Raw genomic sequence first — 18,551 nt, 5'->3', positions numbered from 1 at the left:
TTCTCTGATTTTTCGATTCTACAATTTAATTCCCATGAAACCCATAAACGCCATTCCCATTAAACCGGTAACGATAAACGTAATACCGAGTCCGCGGAGAGGAGCGGGTACACTGGAATACTCAATTTTTTCGCGGATAGCTGCGATACCAACAATGGCAAGGAACCAGCCTACGCCCGATCCTAAACCATAAACAGTAGCTTCTCCGATGTTTACAAAGGCTTTTTGCTGCATAAACAACGAACCTCCGAGGATGGCACAGTTTACAGCTATAAGAGGCAGGAAAATACCCAACTGGCTGTATAAGTCGGGTGCAAATTTTTCAACTACCATTTCAACCAGCTGCACCATCGATGCAATTACTGCAATAAACATGATAAAGGAAAGGAAGCTAAGGTCTACATCGGCAAGCGAAGGGCTTAACCATGCCAGAGCACCATCTTTCAGTACATAGTTCTCAAGCAGGTAGTCAACCGGAACTGTGATTCCCAAAACGAAAATAACAGCAATTCCAAGACCGGTAGCGGTACTCACTTTTTTCGAAACAGCAAGGTAAGAACACATGCCCAGGAAATAGGCAAATACCATGTTTTCGATGAAAATCGACTTAACAAATATATTTATTAGATTTTCCATGATGATCTGTTTTCTTCGTTTTAGTCTTCAATTAATTTACGGTTACGGCTACGTTGTACCCAGATAATGATTCCTACCGTGATCAAAGCCATTGGAGGAAGAATCATCATACCGTTGTTGGCATAAAAACCACCATTGGTGATGTACCAGCTTTCTGGAATAAGTTTGAATCCGAATAATGAACCGGAACCAAATAATTCGCGGGCTGCACCAACTACAATCAGGATCCAGGCATAACCGGCACCGTTACCGATACCATCTAAGAACGATTGCCATGGACGGTTACCCAGTGCAAAAGCCTCCAAACGACCCATGATAATACAGTTGGTAATGATCAGACCAACAAAAACCGACAACTGTTTACTTACATCGTAAACATAGGCTTTCAGTATCTGGTCGACCAGAATTACGAGCGAGGCAATTACTACCAGCTGTACAATAATCCGGATACGGTTTGGAATTGTATTTCTTAAGAGTGAAATAATAACGTTCGCAAATGCTAATACCGCAACTACCGATAGTGACATTACCACAGCCGGTTTTAGCTGGGCTGTTACTGCCAGTGCCGAACAGATACCCAGCACCTGTACGGTGATCGGGTTACTGCTGTTCAACGGATCGGATAACAGCTTTAAGTTTTTCTTTGAAAATAATGGTTCACTCATCGCTTAAGATTTTTTCTTTTTTAAGAATTCTTCATATCTCGTAAAGTCGTCGAGAAGCATTTTCTCCAGTCCTTTACTGGTAATTGTACCACCGGAGATTCCGTCGACTTTGTGTTCGGCCGGCGCATCCTGTCCAACCTTGGCAACAATTATGGAATACAATTCACCATTGTCATCAAATAATTTCTTTCCGATAAATTGCTTCTCAAAAGGTTCAGTAGAGATTTCAGCACCTAAACCGGGTGTTTCGCCCTGGTGGTCGAAGTTGGCACCGTAAATGGTGTTCATATCTTCATTTAGCGAGATATAGCCCCAGATAGGTCCCCAAAGCCCTGTTCCCCGAACCGGAAGAATGTATTTTAAACCTTCGTCGGTGTCGCACTCAAAAACAGGAAGATGCATATCTGCATTGCTTTTAGCATGTTCCTTTTTCAGATCAATGTTAAAAGCATCGCCTTCCACTTCTTCGCCCTTGGTATTAATAACTATTTGATTAACGATCTTTTCGGCATAGATATCGTCAGCGTTTTCAACTGTACTGGCAATATTAACCGATGCAAGGATACTCTGCTTTTTCTCAATCTCGATATTTCTGACCTGTCTTGGCTTAAGCGCCATGGAAACCGAGGCCAGAATAGCCGCAACCAGAATTACCATGATTGCTGCGTATAAAACTGTATATGTATTACCGTTTCTGTTCATGATCTGTCAATTTTTCGATTAAGCAGAGACTTTTGCTCGTTTCAGCCTGCGTTTGATATGACTTTGTACTACGTAGTGGTCAATAAGCGGAGCGAAGGTGTTCATCAACAGAATTGCCAACATCATTCCTTCGGGATAAGCCGGGTTGATCACACGAATTAAAACCGCAATAATACCGATCAGGAATCCGTAAATCCATTTACCTTTATCGGTTTGTGCAGCCGAAACAGGGTCGGTGGCCATAAAAATGGCACCAAACATAAATCCTCCTAAAATGAGGTGATGCCAGAACGGAATTGCAAAGAATACCTGGTTGGCGTCAGAAAGTGCAGAACTTCCGGCAAAAGCGTTTAAAATAAGTCCCATAACCGCACCACCGGCAATGGTTGAAAGCATCACTCTCCAGCTTCCGATTCCGGTGATAAGAAGTAAAACCGCACCGATAAGAATGGCCAGTGTTGATGTTTCACCGATTGATCCGGGAATTAATCCGAAAAAAGCATCGGATGCAGTGTACGTAATACTACCTGCGGCCGCATCTCCAAGCGGAGTAGCACAGGTAATGGCATCGGTTGCCTGGCTCCCTGAAGCTACCCAAACTTTTATACCCGACATTTGTGCCGGATAAGCAAAGAACAGGAAAGCACGTGCTACGAGTGCCGGGTTCCAGATATTCATTCCGGTACCACCAAACACCTCTTTACCGATAATTACGGCAAAGGCAGTGGCTACAGCGATCATCCAAAGTGGTGTTTCTATCGGCATTACCAATGGAATAAGCATTCCCGAAACAAGGAAGCCCTCCTGTATTTCGTGCCCGCGGATTTGTGCAAAAACAAACTCAATACCCAAACCAACACCGTAAGAAACGACCACAATAGGCAGTACTCTGATCAATCCGAAAAGGAATATCTCAAAAAAGCCGGTTGATGCCAGTTCGCCAATTGCTTTGAAATGCTGATATCCGGTATTGTACATCCCGAAAAGAAGTGCCGGCACCAGTGCCAGTACAACAATCGACATGGTTCGTTTCAGATCGATGTGATCGTGAATATGCGAACCTGACTTTGAAGTACTTTTTGACACATATAAAAATGTGAAGAATCCGTCGTGCACAGACTGAAGCCAATGATACTTGCCTCCCTTCTGAACCAGCGGTTCTGTTTTTTCAAAAAAGTTTTTTATGAATTTCATTTCATTTATTGTTTACATTTTTTGCATTCAATGTAACTCGCTTGATTTAGCTTCTTGTGTAACTTAGCAGTTTGACAGCTCGTTTCATTTCAAAAAACTAAATGATTATCCAATTTTTAGCCGAGTTCCTTGATCATGGTATTTATGCCTTCGCGAAGAATTTTTTGTACTTCAATCTTCGAGGTACAGGCGTATTCGCAAAGTGCAAGGTCTTCTTCAACTACCTCGTAAATACCCAACTGTTCCATTTTGTCGATGTCGTTTACCAAAACGGCTTTCAACAAATGAACCGGAAGGATATTCATAGGAACAAGTTTCTCGTATTGTCCTGACATTACAAAAGCTCGCTCGCCGCCGTGCATATTGGCGTTAAGCGTATATTCTTTTTTAGGGAACAATTTTCCGAAGAAGGTTTTCGATGCACTGAATTTCCCAAAACCGGGATCGGCCCAGCCAAAAAATTCGTATTCATCTCCTTCAGGGATAACCGACAGCAATGAATCGTAATATCCCATATAAGTGCTGGTATTTACTTTTGTTCCGGTAAGTACGTTACCACTGATAATTCGCTGGTTATAATCAGCCTCAACCAACTTGTCTTTTACCAGCGAAGCAACAGGCGCTCCCAAAATTGTTTGATAATATTTCGGTTCTTTAATTTCTGAACCGGCAATGGCAATCGTTTTGGTAAGATCAACCTCTCCGGTTTCGAAAAGACGACCAATAAACAGGATAGCCTGAACATCGATGGTCCAAACCACATCGCCTTTATTAATCGGGTTGGTATTCGCGATTTGGATCCCCACATTTCCGGCCGGATGCGGACCTTCGAAAGTATTGAACTCCACATTTTTGATCCCGCTAAACGCAGAACCGGAATTTATACCCAGGTAAATTTTCCCGTCGGTTAGTTTTGCCAAAGCATTAATACCCGTCTGGAAGGTATCCAATTGCCCGTCAACTAAAAAATTGTAATCGGGTGCCAGTGGTGCCGTGTCGAATGTTGAAACATAAATCGAAACGGGTTTTTCTTTCGGCGATGCAATAATTCCGTAGGGACGTCTTTTGAGAAATGGCCAAAGACCACTTTTCAGGATCTGCTCTTTAACCTCCTCTTCCGACAAACTAACAGGATCTGCTTTTTTGAATTTTACTTTTCCTGCTTTTTCGCTTGTTTCGATAACTACCTCCAGAATTTTACGACGTTCGCCACGGTTTACTGAAAGCACTTTACCGCCAACAGGGGCTGTAAAAATAATTTCAGGGTGGTATTTGTCGTAGAATAAGGCGTCGCCTGCTTTTACTTCAGCTTCGGCTTTTACGCTCAGTTTTGGAGTTAGTCCCGGGAAATCGGTTGGTTTTAGAGCCACTGTTGCCGGAGCCGGCAATTTTTCGAGTACTTTTTCAGCACTTCCTTTCAGCTTAATATTCAGCCCTTTTTTTAACCTAATCACTTCTGACATATTGAATTAAGACTAAAATTGATTTTAGGTGGGCAAAAGTAATAATTAATTGCGCTTTAACAATGAATAAAATTAAAGACTTAAGATATAAATATAGTACGATTAGTGCATGTGTGTTGGCATCGAAATAGGGGCATTTTGTAAGCCCCTGATTTTATGAAGAAAATATTCGCTTTCTCAAATTAATTTAACAAATTTGACGTTATTTTAGAAAGGTTATAAATTGCTATTGGGCAAGCTTTTGATGATAAATTGAGAAAATATTAAACGATGAGAAAAGCATTTCTGCTAATTTTTGGAGCTGTTTTATGTTATATCGGCCGGGCACAGGACGACAATTTTTACTACGAAACAGCTGTTTACAAGGAGACAATCAAATCAGCGCAAATGTACCGAACCGGCTTTCTGTTGTCGAACCCGGTGATTGGGCTGAACGAAAACCAGTCGCTTACTTTTAAGTTCGATGATCTGTCACCGGATGTAAAGGATTACTATTATACTATTGTGCATTGCGATGCCGATTGGAAAGAAAGCTACATTCCGCAAACCGATTATCTTGATGGCTTTGCCGACAATCCGATTACGGATTATGCCTTGTCGTTTAATACCACATTCGACTACGTGAATTACCAGATTGAGATCCCAAACGAAATGGTTAAACCCAAGTTATCGGGAAATTATGTGCTGGTGGTGTACGAAAATAATGAGAAGGAGAACAAAGTGCTTTCGCAGCGTTTTCAAATTTATGAAACAGCTGTAACCATTGAAGGAACAGTAAGACGCGCCACTTTCGATGCATTTAAGGGGGGCAGCCAGGAAGTGGATTTTACAGTGTATCATCCTAAGCTCGGAATTCTTAATCCGAGAGAAGAGGTAAAAGTGGTTATTATGCAAAACAACCGCTGGGACAATGCCATTACCAACCTCAAGCCATTGTATATACGAGATGGCCAGCTGATATACGATTACGACAAGGAAAACGTTTTTAAGGCCGGAAACGAGTTTCGTTATTTCGATATTCGAACCAACCGGATGAACGGCGAAAATGTGATTGCAACCGATTTTTTACGTCCGTATTACCACAAAACACTGGCTACAGATGAAATAAGGGCGAATAAGGATTTCTTCCAGTACAAAGAAATGAACGGAAAATATACGGTAGAAAGCCAGGATCAGGAAGTGCGCGATTATGACACGGAGTGCGATTATGATTTTGTGCATTTTAGCCTGCCGGTGGAGTCGCCATTACTGGGCGGAAGCGTGAATGTTTTTGGAGCGCTTACGCAGTGGAACGCCAATAGAGGCAATGAAATGACCTACAATTTCGATAAAGGAGAATACGAACTTACGCTTTTGCTTAAGCAGGGATACTACAACTACATTTATGTTTATGTACCGCAAGGTTCAAGGACGGCCGATCACACCAATATAGAAGGCAGTTTTTGGGAGACTGAAAACGATTATCAGATTTTTGTGTATTACCGCGATCTGGCGGCTCGTTATGATCGTTTGGTGGGGTACCGTTTATTGAACTCGATAGAAAACAGACAGTAAATAACTAAAAAGGTTGTCACTTGGCGTAACAACCTTCTTTGTGTAAATCCTAAAAATTTAGTTTAGTTTCCAACTTTTATTGTTAGTCCCCCTCCAATATAAAACTGGAAAAAAGTAGAGTAAGTTGAAATTCCTGCTCCTGATCCACCACCTCCAAACCAAAAGCTGCCACCTGCAGCCTGAACCGCCGAGTTTAATCCGGTTTGAATTTTCAGGCCGATCATTTCACTGGCCCATATGTTCAATCCGGCTTTGAGACCCCAGGCAAATTTTGTGGCATTGCCTGAATTTCCATTGTCAGGATTTTCGACATTAAAAATGGCCAGGCCTAACTGGGCGCCGGCATAGGGTTCGATGGCTGCTCCGGTTGGAAAATAGCGGTTTCCACCCACTAAAATATAATTGGTAGCCACATCGAAAACAGAATATTGTGCACCGTTGTTGTAATAGTTCATAGGAGCTTCAGTATCGAGCCGGAGATAACTGATCTCAATACTTTGAACCGGTGCAAGCATATATTCCAGTCCGCCTCCCCATTGAAAGCCACCTTTAATTTTTCCATTAAAATAATCGCTGCTTGAATAGTAAGAATCTACTTTGTCGTCGAAGGCATAAAATGTGTAACCGTTGATGCGCAAATGTGGTTCAAAAGATTTTTGTACCACCATTATTCGCTGCGGTTCTTGTTCCGTTTTAGTGTCGGCTGCACTTGAATAACCGTAAACTCCGTTTAAAATAAGTGCCAGTAAGATAAGTGATTTGTTTTTCATTTTTAATTGTGGTTAGATCTGTTATTTGATTTAAAAAACTGTTTTACCATTCCCATCCAAAACCGGTATGGAACACATAATCGTTTTTCGACGATCCTTCAGCAGGTTTATTGTCGAAGTTATGTGTATAACCCAGTTTTACATAAAAGTCGAGTGGAAGATCGTATTTCATATCGAATTTAAAATCGGCACGCCAACGTCCGGATTCCGTAAAACTTGGGTAGGCAATAAATTGTGACATCAGGCTTAAATCTCCAACATTAAAAAGATTCAGTTCCGTGCCCAGGAAACCCTCCCAGCTTGAACGGTCAGCGGTAGTTCCCCCGGAATATCGTTCGTCGTTGTAGTTGGCTCCCGCCGAAAATCCCCAGTACAGGCTATTGGTGTGAATGACGTAGTTTCCCATACCTAGCTTAGCTGTGGTCCTTAAATCGAGTTGCTGCTCGCTATTGCTCAACAGAGAAACCGAAACCAAAGGGTACCAGTCGTGGGGTAGAAAATATTTGTAAGTAAGCGAACCGTCGGTACGGTGAATATCTTCAACATCATCCTGTTGGGTTTTTAACAGGTTGTAACCGGCATCCAGTTGCCAGCGTTTGGCAATGTAGCCCAGGTTACTGCGCATCGAATATTGCCTGAAATTGTTGGCTTTGGTAATGTCCCAGCCAAAATCTACCGAAGCATATACCTGGCTCCAGAATCCCTGGTCGATGTCATCAAGAAATACTATTTCTTCAGGATTTACTTCAATGTTTTGACCATCATCAGTTGAAATAGATAATTTCCCGGGACCCGATGAATTGATATTTCCGTTGTACCGGTCTCCGCTTGAAAGTGTAATCAGGAAGAAAGTTTTTGTATAAATTTCTTTTATGCCGTCCCATTCGATGGTAAAATCGTCATCGCTGTAATCGGTTTCAATCGAAAGCACATTTCGGTCCATCGATTTTACTTCACCAACAATGTAATTTCCGTTGTTAAAGATTATTGAATCTGGTGCCTGTGCAAATGCGGAGTAACCGGTAAATAAAATGAGAAAAACGATAGAAAAAAGATGTTTCATTTTTATTGGATTGTTTGAGTTATAATATTTATTCAAAATTACATTTTATAAGTTAACAATTCCAGTTGCGAATGGTTTTGTTTGGTAGCTGTGAAAAATTGAATGGCCGCTTGAATTGATTTCAAAGAAAACACCGATTGTCGATCAAAAAGTTACTTTACTTAACAACTGCCATATAACCTTTTCCTTCGGTAAATGGAACAGCAAACCAAAATTCGCTGCCTTTGTCCACCGTGGAATTAAACTGCAGTTCGCCACCCAGCAGTGCAATGTAGTGTTGTGCAATTGAAAGTCCGATTCCCGAGCCCGAGGTAGTTTGGTTGATCGAATTTGGAATGCGGTAAAAACGGCTGAAAATATTCTCGAATTCTTCTTCGGGGATGCCAATACCGGTATCTGTTACGATGAATTTGACATACTCGTTTCGTATCATTTCGTATCCAATGGTAACAGTTCCTGCCGCAGTGTATTTTACGGCGTTATCGGTAATAATGGTCAGGGCTTCTTTTAGGAGATTGGCGTCGGTGCTAAAACCAAATTCCGGATTCATTACATCCAGTTTTTGCTGAATGCGCAGATCTTTCGAATCAGGAATATTAGGAGAATAAACGTTATAAATTTCCCGTATCAGTGAGTTGATGTTGGAGAATTCGTGTTTTACTTCGATGTTTTCGGTTTCTATTTTCGAGAGGTGAATGGTGTTGTCGATCATGTTGATCAGCTGTTTGCCGTTTTCAGTAATGGCATCCGAAATTTCCACCCGTTCAAAAGGATTCATTTCTGCATCGGCCAGCATTCGCGTAAAATTCGTGATGATGTTCATCGGTGTTCTGATTTCATGCGACAGATTGGCCAGGAATGCCGATTTCAATCGATCCGATTCTTCGGCACGATTCAGCGCTTTCTCCAGGTTGAATTCGGCAGTTTTACGTTTGGTAATATCGCGTGCCACCGAAATAACAGAATTCGCATTTAATTTGGCCAGACGCATTTCGAACAGAAAGGTGCCATTGGGCGTGTTTAAAGAGTATTCGATGGTTTCAATTGAATTGGTCTTTAAACAGGTTTTTATACAACTGTAAATCTTATTTGCCATGTTATCTGGAAAGCCGGCATTAAAGATCGAACTACCGATAATATTGGCATCTTCGATTTTAAAAAGATCACTTTCTTTAATTACAAAGTCTTCATAAATACCATCCTTGTCAATTACGAAAAAGATATCTGGAATGGCTTCGAGCAGCACTTTGTATCGCCGTTTGCTGGCTTCAAGCTGCGCAATATTTTCTTTTATTTTTGTGATGTCCTCAAAAATGAGGTAGAAAAGATTGTAGCTGGGATTGATGACATGGATTTTAAACCATTTGTCGAGGTTCGCAGCTTTGAACTCAGAAGTTTTACGTCGATTAAATAATAATATTTTGTTAACATCGAATTTACCTTTAAAAATCAGGTTGAAAACATACTCCGCTTCCTGCCCCTGAACTTCATATAAATTGAGTTTAAAAGCTGATTCGAACGCGTTGTTTACTTTATCTACTGTTAGCTTAACCACATTGCCATCTTCATCTCTTTCGGCGCTAATTCGGCTGATCATAAACGACGAACTTTGCAGCACACGATTCAGACTTACCTGCTGGTTGCGGAGCATTTCCCGCAATTTATTCTGACGTATTGAAAAGCGTTTCCACAAATAAAACGTAGGAATAAAAACGGCGGTATATATAAATAGTGGGTGAATAACAAACGACTCGTAATAGGAAAACGAGGTGCCCAGTTGGCCACTAAAATACAAATGCCCGCTAATGGTAAGTAAACTCACAATGCCGTACAGGATGATTTTTAAATCCTCTTCGGTAAAAAAATAAAGGTAAATAAGGCCGGCAATGGTCCACCAGGTGGTAAAATGAACGGTTTGAATGGGGGGCAGGTGATTGCTGAATTCAGAAATGTAATATCCATAAAGAAAAACCGGTGTCAGAAAAACCATGTTAACTGCACAGTTTTCCTTTCCGTTGAGTGTACAAATTATGGTGAGAACAGACGCCGAAAAGAGTAAAATATCGCAGATTAAGCAAAGAATGGTTTCAGGGAAAAAGATATGGCTGAACAATATAATAACCATAACAATTCCCACTGCAGACCAAATGGAAAGAAGTTGAAACAGCTGTCTTTGCTTTTCCTTCGGAAGATCAGCCCAAAACTGGTTGTTTATGATATTAAATAAGCTTCTTAACAATAATGTAAATGTATCAAAAATGTCGTAAAAGCCACATTGACAGGTACAATTTTACGAAAATACATTTATTCGTCAGAACATGAACTTTAATTATTATGCATATCAAGTTCTGGCAACTGATTACAGTTTTAAAAGTGGTAGTATGGCTTTCCTCAAAATCGGTCAAAAAAATGATTTTTGTTTTGTTTTTCGGCCAAGTGGTTGTTTAAGAAAATGTAAAATAGTGAATGACTGATTTTTGTTATGATTTGAACGATTCGTAATTTTTAGTTTTGTACAATTCAGCAGAAAAACTTGCACCTGTATAGAACGTGTTGCTGCATTCAATATCAGTTGTTTTCAACTTATTGTTTTTGAAAGCAACAGGCGAAAAATCGAAAAAGGTTTTATGGCAAGCTGAATGAAGAGAAATTAATTTAAAACTAAAGGAGAATATCATGCCAAAAGGAATTTTTAATGTACCGGTTGCGAAAAACGAACCGGTTTTGACTTACGCTCCGGGAACTCCCGAACGTAAAGAATTGAAAGCAAAAATTACAGAGTTAAAAGCTCAGGAGGTTGATTTGCCAATGGTAATTGGCGGAAAAGAGGTGTTCACAGATCGTAAGGTGAGAATGTTCCCTCCACACGAAATTGCACACACACTCGGTTATTATAACCAGGGCGACGAAAGCCATGTTGAAATGGCCATTGATGCTGCCTTGAGTGCTCGCGAAAAATGGGCGAACATGTCGTGGCAACACCGTGCTTCAATCTTTTTGAAAGCAGCCGACCTTTTGGCCGGTCCATACCGTGCAAAAATTAATGCAGCTACTATGTTGGGGCAATCAAAAAATGCATTCCAGGCTGAAATTGATGCGGCTTGCGAATTTGCTGATTTCCTTCGTTTTGGTGTTCAGGTAATGACTGATATTTACAAAATTCAGCCTGAATCGGCTAAAGGAATGTGGAACTATAATGAATTCCGTCCACTGGAAGGTTTTGTGTTCGCGCTTACTCCTTTCAACTTTACATCAATTGCGGGTAACCTGCCTGCAGCTCCGGCATTAATGGGTAATGTTGTTGTTTGGAAACCATCGAAAACGGCCGTTTATTCAGCCGGTGTAATAATGGAAATTTTTAAGGAAGCAGGTTTGCCTGACGGTGTTATCAACTTGGTTTATGCATCAGGACCGATGACAGCTGACAAAGTACTTACTCATCCCGATTTTGCTGGTATTCACTTCACCGGATCAACCGGAGTATTCCAAAGCATTTGGAAGAAAATTGGTGAAAACATTTACAAATACAAATCATACCCGCGTATTGTAGGTGAAACAGGTGGTAAAGACTTTATTTTTGCCGATAACACGGTAAATAAACGCGCCCTGGCCATTGCCATGTTACGTGGTGCGTTCGAGTATCAGGGGCAAAAGTGTTCGGCAGCTTCGCGTGTTTACATTCCCGAAAGCATTTGGCCCGAAGTAAAAGAAATCTTCGGAAAGGAATTGGCCACTGTTAAAATGGGAACGCCTGAAGATTTCACAAACTTTGTAAATGCGGTTATCGATGAAGCATCGTATGATAAATTGAAAGGATTTATCGATCGTGCGAATGACGATGCTGATGCCGAAGTGATCTTTGGAGGAAAATGTGATAAGTCGGTAGGGTACTACATCGAACCAACTGTTATTCAGGCTAAAACTCCTGATTATATTACCATGCAGGAAGAATTGTTCGGGCCGGTGTTAACTGTTTATGTATACGAAGACGAAAAACTGGACGAGACACTCGATATCCTGGATAAAACTTCGATTTATGCTTTGACCGGCGCCGTAATGTCACAGGATCGATACAACATCGAGAAAATTACCAAGCGACTGGAAAACACCGCAGGTAACTTCTACATTAACGATAAACCAACCGGAGCTGTTGTAGGTCAGCAGCCATTTGGTGGTGCACGCGGATCGGGTACCGACGATAAAGCAGGTTCTATCTTTAATTTCCTGCGCTGGACGTCAATTCGTACCATTAAGGAAACTTTTGTTCCGGCAGAAGATTATACTTATCCGAATTTTCAACCCGACAAAGAATAATAAATACCAACGATAGGTTGTTCATAAAGAGGAGGTGAATTTGTTCATCTCCTCTTTTTTTTGATGCATTAGAATTCTATTTTTGAAACTACAAGTTTCAGTATGAAAAAGGATTTCTTAAATAGCAGCACATTCAAATTTCTGGGGAATAAATTTTTTATTGCTTCCGTGGTATTTGCTGCCTTTATTCTTTTTTTTGATGAAAATAGCATCTCGCGACATTTAAAAGACCGGCGAAAACTTAGCGATCTAAAAGAACAGAAAGCTTACTACAAAGAGCGCATCGTTATCGACAAACAAAAATACCGGGAATTGAACCGTGGAGATGCTGAACTCGAGAAATTTGCGCGCGAACAATACTACATGTCCAAACCCGATGAAGATGTTTTTATAATCGAAGAAATAGAAGACTAAAAACATTTTTTCTCTTTGCCCGTTACCTTATTGAATGCTCTGTACCCTATTTGACGTATGATATTATTTTATTATATTGCTGATAGAATGGAAAACAACAATGACATATTTAAAATAAGAACAAACAACGTAGCACCTCAGAAGGGACGTATTTTGATTGCTGAACCATTTTTATCGGGTAATTATTTTAACCGCTCGGTGGTTTTGCTTGTAGCGTACAGCGAAAAAGGGGCAGTGGGTTTTATTTTAAATAAGCAGGTTGAATTTCCGTTGCAGGAAGCTTTTCCCGATTTTCCCGAATTTAACACCACAGTTTACTTGGGAGGGCCAGTTTCAACCGACTCGATTTACTTCCTGCACAAACTGGGTAACAAAATACCGGGTAGTATTCATGTACTTGGCGATTTGTACTGGGGAGGAGATTTCGATGCCATTAAGCGCGAAATTCGTTTGGGTAGTATAAATCCTTCCGATATTCGCTTTTTTCTTGGTTATTCGGGTTGGGACGCCGGTCAGTTGGAAGATGAATTAAAAGAAGATTCGTGGCTGGTTACCGATGTTGAACAGGAGGCGATTATGGGCGATTTAAGTTCCGACTCGTGGTTTGGTTTTGTAAAGCGTGCCGGAGAAAGGTATACAGTTTGGGAAAACTTTCCGCAAAACCCCGCGTTAAATTAATTCACCACATTTTTGTACAAAAAAAAACCGATCCGTCAATGGACGAACCGGTTTATGTGTCGAAATAAAAAATGTTTTTGACAGAATGTATAAAATCCTGAATTCAGCTTAAATCGACTCGGTTTCTACAACTTTCGATAAGATTTCAGAATAAGGCAATAACAGGTATTTTTTACCTTCGAAATCCAATTCTGTTCCTACATACTTTTTGTAGAGTACCTCGTCACCAGGTGCTATTTCCGCATTTTCGATGTTACTGATTGCTACTACTTTTGCAACCTCTTGCTTCTCTTTTGCAGAATCAGGAATAATAATTCCTGCAGCGGTTGTTTGCTCCGAAGTGTCCTCTGCCAGTTCGAGCAATACATTTTGGTTAATAGGCTGTAATTCTTTCATTTTACAATTAAATTTTAAATTATACTCTAATTCTCTGTCAATAACAGTTTGTCAATATTGTCAGTGAACATCTTTTTGGTGTCTTCTTTTGTTCTTGCAATTCCCGAGGTCATGGTTGGTTTGCCCGACATTGGGATGTACAAAAATGCTGGAATTCCCTGAACTCCGAATACAGCCGCCAGTTCGCGTTCTACCTGTGTGTCGATTTTGTAAACCGTAACTTTGTCGCTGTATTCCTTGGCAACTTCTTCCAAAATAGGAGAGGCGGTACGACATGGTCCGCACCAATCAGCGTAAAAGTCAATCAGCACAGGTTTTTCACCTTTGAATTTCCATTCTTTGGGAGAATTCTCGTAGTCCCATACTTTTTCAAGAAACAATGATTTTGTGAGTTTCACCGTGGCTTTTTCATCAGATGAAACGCTTTTAGTCGGATTTTCTCCAACCGATTTTTCCGATCGTGCCTGGCAGTTGTTAAATCCCAGTAACAGGGCGCCTGCAACTACCAGCGTTAAAAATGTTCTTTTCATATTATTCATCTTTAATTTATTCCTAATAAGATATTTATTCTTGTTTTATCAAATCCAACAATAATCTGGCCATCAATTTCTGTTTGCGGAACGCCTTGTTGTCCGCTTTTCTTTACCATCGCTTCGGCAGCCTTTGCATTGGCGGCAACATTCACCTCACGGTAGCGAACGCCATTTGTGTCTAAATGCCGTTTAACGGTGGTACACCAACTGCATGTGGGTGTAGTATAAACAACAACATTCTTCTGCGCTTTGTTCTTTTCGCCACTTGCTGAAACAAACGATTGCCCTTCAATAGCTGCTTTAAACTGTTCCGGTCGGTGGCATCCTTTTAATGTTTTCTTCAGTTTCCCGTTTTCAAATTTCATTAACAACGGCACACTTGTTATTCCGTATTCCGGATGAATATCGCGAACTTTGGATACATCGGCGAAATATAAAAAAGCATTCTTGATCTCATCCGAAACTTTCTGAAAATTTTCGAATGCACAATTGCTTTGCTCAGAACCGCTTTTGTACAAGAGTAGCCATATTGTGTCGTTCGTACTATTGGCTTCCTGTAATTCCTTTAATGATCCTATTTTTTTCATTGCCTGTAAATATATGTAAAAATATAGATATGTGCATACAAACCCTGTGCCAATCCTTTTAGGTAGATTTTATGTCAGTTCCTGACAAAATCGTGTCAGTTTTTTTAGTGACACGCAACCATTTTCGGTTTGAACCAATCTATAGAGTAAATTGTGAATTAAATTAGAGTAGGATTTTAATTGAGGAAAGATGAAGATGAAAAAGTTTGCATTTGTATTGCTGGCAGTACTTAGTATTGCCCTTTATTCGTGTTTTGACGACGATGGTTATTCGTTGGGGGATTACTGGTTGGGATTCGGAATTATCCAGACAGAATCAGATGCCTATACCATTGTACTGGATGATGGAGATGTTTTGGAGGTGGTGGCCTGGAATGTTCATCCCGACTATTACGAATGGCTGGAAGATGGAGGCCGTATTTTGGTGAATTTTACAATTCTCGACGATGTTAGCGATGAGAATGGAAATATTGAGAAATACCTTGTAAAGGTGAACGAACTCAGCGATGTGTTAATGAAAGGTATTATGAATATTACCGAGGAAAATGCTGATAGTATCGGTAACGATCCTATTACAGTGCAGGAGTACTGGATGACCGACAGCTTATTGAATTTTAAGTTGCGTTACACCGGATCGTATAAAACACATTTTCTGAATCTGGTGCAAGATTCTAATGATCCTGTTACCGAAGACGGTGCTGCTAAACTGGAGTTGCGTCATAATGCCAACGACGACGAGCAAGCCATCAATTTTTCAGCTTATGTTTCGTTTAGCCTGAATAGTTTGCGGGAAGCCGGGACCGATGTGGTAAGTTTTCAGGTTTCATCGACCGATTACGAAGGAATTACCCACACCTTTACCGAAGAATTCGATTACAGTGATTTGGATTTGCCCAACTAGCAAAATTTAAATACAACAGGAATTGAAAGAAAGGTGCCGGAAAAGGCACCTTTTTTTTGTTTTTGTAGAATTCTGTTTGAAAGCTCACACCAAATTAATTACTTTGATGCTAAACTGTTCAAAGAATGATCACATGAATAAAATTACACTTTTCGTAATCGCGTCGGCCCTTGTTTTTGGCTGTCAGCAAAAAGAAACCACCATAATGAAGCAAGCTAAAAACTATGTTCCGGAAACGCCACAATTGCAATCGGACATAATGACACCTGAAATTCTCTGGTCTTTTGGGCGTTTAGGAGGAGCACAACTTTCTCCCGACGGAAGTACGGTTTTGTATACCGTAACTTATTACAACATCGAGGAGGATAAATCGTACCGAGATATTTATACCATTTCGGTTAACGGTGGGGAAGCAAAAAACATTTGTAACACGGCAGCCAAAGAATCAGGTGCAGTTTGGCGTCCCGATGGTAAGAAAATCGGTTATATGTCGGCTGTATCAGGCACTAACCAGCTGTGGGAAATGAATCCTGATGGTAGCGGGGCCAAACAAGTTTCGAAAGTTGATGATGGGATCTCCGGATTTAAATATTCGCCCGACCAGTCGAAGATCTTATATATTAAAGCGGTTAAGCTCGATGAAAGCATCCACGACTTGTTTCCGGATCTTCCGAAAGCCAATGCCCGTTTGGAAAACGATATTATGTACCGCCACTGGGATACCTGGCATGATTATACCTACAACCATATTTTTGTCGCCGATTACGACAAGGGAAAAATCGGGAAAGCCGTCGATATTATGGAAGGCGAGCGTTTTGATTCGCCCATGAATCCATTCGGTGGAACCGAGCAAATTGCCTGGAGCCCAGACGGAAAAACACTGGCCTATACGTGCAAAAAGAAAGTGGGGAAGGCTTATTCACTTTCTACTAATTCTGACATTTATTTGTACGATGTTGAAAGCAAAAAAACAATCAACTTCACATCAGGAATGATGGGTTACGATCAGAATCCAGTTTTTTCGCCCAATGGAAGACTTTTGGCCTGGGAAAGCATGGAACGCGATGGCTACGAATCGGATAAAAACCGTTTGTTTGTGGCCGAACTTGAGACAGGTGAGAAAAAGGACTACACTGAAACTTTCGATCAGAATGCCCAGGGATTAAACTGGAGTGAGGATGGAAATTCCATTTATTTCATCAGCGATATTCATGCTACCGACGAGATATATCGACTCGATATGGCCGATGGTTCCATTGCCCGATTAACTGATGGCGTGCATAATTACCAAAGTGTAGTTCCTGCAGGTGAAAAATTATTGGCACAAAAAGTATCCATGTCGCAACCCGCCGAGTTGTATTTGGTTGATCGGATAACCGGTGAAGAAGAAGCGTTGACCTCTGTAAATAAAGGAATTCTGGATCAGCTGACGATGGGGAAAGTGGAAAAACGCTGGATGGAAACTACCGACGGCAAACAAATGTTGACCTGGGTGATCTATCCGCCACATTTCGATCCGTCGAAAAAATACCCGACCTTATTGTACAACCAGGGAGGTCCGCAGGGAACAGTAAGCCAGTTTTGGTCGTACCGCTGGAATTTCCAGATGATGGCAGCCAACGATTACATTATTGTGGCGCCTAACCGAAGGGGGCTACCGGGATTCGGACAGGAGTGGAACGAACAAATTTCGAAAGATTATGGTGGACAAAACATTAAAGACCTGCTAACAGCTATCGATGAAATGGCTAAAGAACCATATGTTGATGAAAACAATCTGGGTGCTGTGGGTGCAAGTTATGGGGGTTTTTCGGTGATGTACCTTGCCGGTCATCACGAAGGGCGATTCAATGCTTTTATTGCACACGATGGTATTTTCAATTTCGAGCACATGTACACCACCACCGAAGAAATGTGGTTTGTAAACTGGGATTACGGCGGCGCTTACTGGGATAAAAACAATGCCGCAGCCCAACGTTCTTACACCTTTTCTCCACACAAATACATTCAAAACTGGGACACACCAATTCTTATCGTACAGGGCGAAAAAGATTACAGGGTTCCTCCTGAGCAGGGACTGGCAGCATTTAATGCGGCGATTCTTCGTGATGTGCCTGCCGAGTTGTTGTACTTCCCCGACGAAAACCACTGGGTATTGCATCCGCAAAACGGAATTTTGTGGCAGCGTGTATTTTTTAACTGGCTCGATAAATGGCTGAAACAATAAATGAATGCAGCCGATAATCGACCACATTCAGATAACGGTTAAAAACCTTGATGTTGCTGAGAAATTCTACGATGCTTTTCTTCCAATTCTTGGTTTTGACATCAAACGAAAAGTAAAAGCGTCTATTCCTGAACATGATTTTCATGTCGTAGAATATTCGCATGAAGTTTTGGCCTTTGCCATCAATTCTCCGCGCGAAGCATTTAAAAACGATGAGGTGCATCGCCGAAAACCAGGTTCATTGCATCATCTCGCTTTTAAAGCCGAATCGCGCGATGAGGTTGATCATGCTTATCAGCAACTGTTAGAAATCGGGGCTGTAATTGTTACTCCGCCAAAGTTATATCCCGAATACAGCGAGACTTACTACGCCGTATTTTTTAAAGATTTGGAGAATATCAAATACGAGATTGTTTGTACTAAGTAGCTGCCGTTAGATTCATAAAACGAACAA

The 18,551-nt window shown here is 41.0% G+C and carries 18 protein-coding genes; 7 read left to right on the top strand and 11 right to left on the bottom strand.

All coding sequences use genetic code 11. The features are described from left to right. Window positions 1-18: 18 nt before the first annotated feature. The 5 genes from nqrE to WFY05_RS10645 all read right to left on the bottom strand — a co-directional run bounded on the left by nqrE (window position 19) and on the right by WFY05_RS10645 (window position 4,660). The gene (gene nqrE / locus WFY05_RS10665) at window positions 19-636 is read right to left on the bottom strand and encodes an NADH:ubiquinone reductase (Na(+)-transporting) subunit E (protein WP_340112827.1); all 618 of its coding nucleotides are present in this window, start codon (window positions 634-636) and stop codon (window positions 19-21) included. A 20-nt stretch (window positions 637-656) separates the two neighbouring features. Then, a complete protein-coding gene (locus tag WFY05_RS10660) occupies window positions 657-1,301 on the bottom strand; it encodes an NADH:ubiquinone reductase (Na(+)-transporting) subunit D (protein WP_340112826.1) in 645 nt (214 codons plus the stop codon). 3 nt (window positions 1,302-1,304) lie between these two features. Further along, window positions 1,305-2,003: an NADH:ubiquinone reductase (Na(+)-transporting) subunit C gene (gene nqrC, locus WFY05_RS10655; RefSeq protein WP_340112825.1), complete on the bottom strand. Its 699-nt coding sequence runs from the start codon at window positions 2,001-2,003 to the stop codon at window positions 1,305-1,307. Between the two features lie 18 nt (window positions 2,004-2,021). Beyond that, the gene (locus WFY05_RS10650; protein WP_340112824.1) at window positions 2,022-3,197 is read right to left on the bottom strand and encodes an NADH:ubiquinone reductase (Na(+)-transporting) subunit B; all 1,176 of its coding nucleotides are present in this window, start codon (window positions 3,195-3,197) and stop codon (window positions 2,022-2,024) included. 116 nt (window positions 3,198-3,313) lie between these two features. After that, window positions 3,314-4,660 carry a Na(+)-translocating NADH-quinone reductase subunit A gene (locus WFY05_RS10645; protein ID WP_340112823.1) on the bottom strand — a complete coding sequence of 449 codons (1,347 nt, stop codon included), beginning with the start codon at window positions 4,658-4,660 and terminating at the stop codon, window positions 3,314-3,316. 270 nt (window positions 4,661-4,930) lie between these two features. Between WFY05_RS10645 and WFY05_RS10640 the strand changes: the two genes are divergently transcribed. Continuing rightward, on the top strand, window positions 4,931-6,214 hold the full coding sequence (locus WFY05_RS10640) for a type IX secretion system plug protein (protein WP_340112822.1): 1,284 nt from the start codon (window positions 4,931-4,933) through the stop codon (window positions 6,212-6,214). 62 nt (window positions 6,215-6,276) lie between these two features. On the opposite strand, the gene WFY05_RS10635 is transcribed toward WFY05_RS10640, so the two are convergent. From WFY05_RS10635 to WFY05_RS10625, 3 genes are all read right to left on the bottom strand, one after another. Further along, window positions 6,277-6,984, bottom strand: a complete 708-nt coding sequence (locus WFY05_RS10635) for an outer membrane beta-barrel protein (protein WP_340112821.1) — start codon at window positions 6,982-6,984, stop codon at window positions 6,277-6,279. A gap of 43 nt (window positions 6,985-7,027) precedes the next feature. Next, the gene (locus WFY05_RS10630) at window positions 7,028-8,047 is read right to left on the bottom strand and encodes a DUF481 domain-containing protein (RefSeq protein ID WP_340112820.1); all 1,020 of its coding nucleotides are present in this window, start codon (window positions 8,045-8,047) and stop codon (window positions 7,028-7,030) included. A gap of 157 nt (window positions 8,048-8,204) precedes the next feature. Continuing rightward, window positions 8,205-10,037: a sensor histidine kinase gene (locus tag WFY05_RS10625; RefSeq protein WP_340112819.1), complete on the bottom strand. Its 1,833-nt coding sequence runs from the start codon at window positions 10,035-10,037 to the stop codon at window positions 8,205-8,207. Window positions 10,038-10,723: 686 nt separating this feature from the next. Here WFY05_RS10625 and pruA point away from each other — a divergent pair. The 3 genes from pruA (at window position 10,724) to WFY05_RS10610 (ending at window position 13,453) form a co-directional block, all read left to right on the top strand. Then, a complete protein-coding gene (gene pruA / locus WFY05_RS10620) occupies window positions 10,724-12,361 on the top strand; it encodes an L-glutamate gamma-semialdehyde dehydrogenase (protein WP_340112818.1) in 1,638 nt (545 codons plus the stop codon). A 102-nt stretch (window positions 12,362-12,463) separates the two neighbouring features. Then, window positions 12,464-12,775: an FtsB family cell division protein gene (locus tag WFY05_RS10615; protein WP_340112817.1), complete on the top strand. Its 312-nt coding sequence runs from the start codon at window positions 12,464-12,466 to the stop codon at window positions 12,773-12,775. Between the two features lie 87 nt (window positions 12,776-12,862). Next, window positions 12,863-13,453: a YqgE/AlgH family protein gene (locus tag WFY05_RS10610; RefSeq protein WP_340112816.1), complete on the top strand. Its 591-nt coding sequence runs from the start codon at window positions 12,863-12,865 to the stop codon at window positions 13,451-13,453. Between the two features lie 108 nt (window positions 13,454-13,561). Here the strand turns inward: WFY05_RS10610 and WFY05_RS10605 are convergent, their stop codons facing one another. From WFY05_RS10605 to WFY05_RS10595, 3 genes are read right to left on the bottom strand one after another with little or no spacing between them, the layout of a single operon-like run. Next, a complete protein-coding gene (locus WFY05_RS10605) occupies window positions 13,562-13,849 on the bottom strand; it encodes a GroES family chaperonin (protein WP_340112815.1) in 288 nt (95 codons plus the stop codon). 26 nt (window positions 13,850-13,875) lie between these two features. Further along, a complete protein-coding gene (locus WFY05_RS10600; protein ID WP_340112814.1) occupies window positions 13,876-14,379 on the bottom strand; it encodes a thioredoxin family protein in 504 nt (167 codons plus the stop codon). An 11-nt stretch (window positions 14,380-14,390) separates the two neighbouring features. Then, a complete protein-coding gene (locus WFY05_RS10595) occupies window positions 14,391-14,969 on the bottom strand; it encodes a glutaredoxin domain-containing protein (RefSeq protein ID WP_340112813.1) in 579 nt (192 codons plus the stop codon). Window positions 14,970-15,165: 196 nt separating this feature from the next. Here WFY05_RS10595 and WFY05_RS10590 point away from each other — a divergent pair, with 196 nt between their 5' ends. The 3 genes from WFY05_RS10590 to WFY05_RS10580 all read left to right on the top strand — a co-directional run bounded on the left by WFY05_RS10590 (window position 15,166) and on the right by WFY05_RS10580 (window position 18,524). Further along, entirely contained in the window at window positions 15,166-15,870 is a 705-nt protein-coding gene (locus WFY05_RS10590) for a NigD1/NigD2 family lipoprotein (RefSeq protein ID WP_437127409.1), read from the top strand. A gap of 133 nt (window positions 15,871-16,003) precedes the next feature. Then, window positions 16,004-18,097 carry a dipeptidyl-peptidase Dpp5 gene (gene dpp5 / locus WFY05_RS10585; RefSeq protein WP_340112811.1) on the top strand — a complete coding sequence of 698 codons (2,094 nt, stop codon included), beginning with the start codon at window positions 16,004-16,006 and terminating at the stop codon, window positions 18,095-18,097. 4 nt (window positions 18,098-18,101) lie between these two features. Beyond that, entirely contained in the window at window positions 18,102-18,524 is a 423-nt protein-coding gene (locus WFY05_RS10580; protein WP_340112810.1) for a VOC family protein, read from the top strand. Window positions 18,525-18,551: the final 27 nt, after the last annotated feature.

The sequence above is a fragment of the Maribellus mangrovi genome (genome assembly GCF_037646455.1).
GTDB classification, from domain to species: domain Bacteria; phylum Bacteroidota; class Bacteroidia; order Bacteroidales; family Prolixibacteraceae; genus Draconibacterium; species Draconibacterium mangrovi_A.
The sequence above is the reverse complement of the archived record's forward strand: the minus strand, read 5'-3'. Positions and strand labels throughout refer to the sequence as shown.

What these genes read in the sequence shown, in the direction of transcription:
- nqrE (WP_340112827.1), bottom strand. Translation starts at nt 636, where the DNA reads ATGGAAAATCTAATAAATATATTTGTTAAGTCGATTTTCATCGAAAAC.
- WFY05_RS10660 (WP_340112826.1), bottom strand. Translation starts at nt 1,301, where the DNA reads ATGAGTGAACCATTATTTTCAAAGAAAAACTTAAAGCTGTTATCCGAT.
- nqrC (WP_340112825.1), bottom strand. Translation starts at nt 2,003, where the DNA reads ATGAACAGAAACGGTAATACATATACAGTTTTATACGCAGCAATCATG.
- WFY05_RS10650 (WP_340112824.1), bottom strand. Translation starts at nt 3,197, where the DNA reads ATGAAATTCATAAAAAACTTTTTTGAAAAAACAGAACCGCTGGTTCAG.
- WFY05_RS10645 (WP_340112823.1), bottom strand. Translation starts at nt 4,660, where the DNA reads ATGTCAGAAGTGATTAGGTTAAAAAAAGGGCTGAATATTAAGCTGAAA.
- WFY05_RS10640 (WP_340112822.1), top strand. Translation starts at nt 4,931, where the DNA reads ATGAGAAAAGCATTTCTGCTAATTTTTGGAGCTGTTTTATGTTATATC.
- WFY05_RS10635 (WP_340112821.1), bottom strand. Translation starts at nt 6,984, where the DNA reads ATGAAAAACAAATCACTTATCTTACTGGCACTTATTTTAAACGGAGTT.
- WFY05_RS10630 (WP_340112820.1), bottom strand. Translation starts at nt 8,047, where the DNA reads ATGAAACATCTTTTTTCTATCGTTTTTCTCATTTTATTTACCGGTTAC.
- WFY05_RS10625 (WP_340112819.1), bottom strand. Translation starts at nt 10,037, where the DNA reads ATGGTTTTTCTGACACCGGTTTTTCTTTATGGATATTACATTTCTGAA.
- pruA (WP_340112818.1), top strand. Translation starts at nt 10,724, where the DNA reads ATGCCAAAAGGAATTTTTAATGTACCGGTTGCGAAAAACGAACCGGTT.
- WFY05_RS10615 (WP_340112817.1), top strand. Translation starts at nt 12,464, where the DNA reads ATGAAAAAGGATTTCTTAAATAGCAGCACATTCAAATTTCTGGGGAAT.
- WFY05_RS10610 (WP_340112816.1), top strand. Translation starts at nt 12,863, where the DNA reads ATGGAAAACAACAATGACATATTTAAAATAAGAACAAACAACGTAGCA.
- WFY05_RS10605 (WP_340112815.1), bottom strand. Translation starts at nt 13,849, where the DNA reads ATGAAAGAATTACAGCCTATTAACCAAAATGTATTGCTCGAACTGGCA.
- WFY05_RS10600 (WP_340112814.1), bottom strand. Translation starts at nt 14,379, where the DNA reads ATGAAAAGAACATTTTTAACGCTGGTAGTTGCAGGCGCCCTGTTACTG.
- WFY05_RS10595 (WP_340112813.1), bottom strand. Translation starts at nt 14,969, where the DNA reads ATGAAAAAAATAGGATCATTAAAGGAATTACAGGAAGCCAATAGTACG.
- WFY05_RS10590 (WP_437127409.1), top strand. Translation starts at nt 15,166, where the DNA reads ATGAAAAAGTTTGCATTTGTATTGCTGGCAGTACTTAGTATTGCCCTT.
- dpp5 (WP_340112811.1), top strand. Translation starts at nt 16,004, where the DNA reads ATGAATAAAATTACACTTTTCGTAATCGCGTCGGCCCTTGTTTTTGGC.
- WFY05_RS10580 (WP_340112810.1), top strand. Translation starts at nt 18,102, where the DNA reads ATGCAGCCGATAATCGACCACATTCAGATAACGGTTAAAAACCTTGAT.